Source organism: Phormidium sp. CCY1219 (assembly GCF_035615515.1).
Lineage (GTDB): Bacteria > Cyanobacteriota > Cyanobacteriia > Cyanobacteriales > Laspinemataceae > CCY1219.
In genome coordinates this window covers 1-211 of sequence record NZ_JAJENT010000100.1, presented here as the reverse complement: position 1 = coordinate 211, position 211 = coordinate 1, and the positions used below count along the sequence as shown (strand labels likewise).

General features: G+C 43.6%; 1 protein-coding gene. It reads left to right on the top strand.

Annotated features, from left to right (window positions below; all coding sequences use genetic code 11):
• Positions 1–18 precede the first annotated feature (18 nt).
• Positions 19–211, top strand: a 193-nt coding sequence (locus LKK83_RS00585) for a hypothetical protein (RefSeq protein WP_324628789.1), incomplete at its 3' end; no start/stop codon positions are given.

Genomic DNA, 211 nt, shown 5'->3' with positions numbered 1-211 from the left:
GGAGACAGAGCGTTAATTATGAGATTAGCACCCCTTTACCAACAAGAACAAGAAAAAGCCTTTCAGCAAGGAGAACGTCAGGTTATCGAAGACATTCTCCGAACCCGCTTTGGTTCTATCGATGAAGAACTTGCCGCCATTATTGAATCAGTGATGGAATTACCCTCAGCGGAGTTTGTTCCGTTATTATTGCAATTGGAACGAGAGGAAC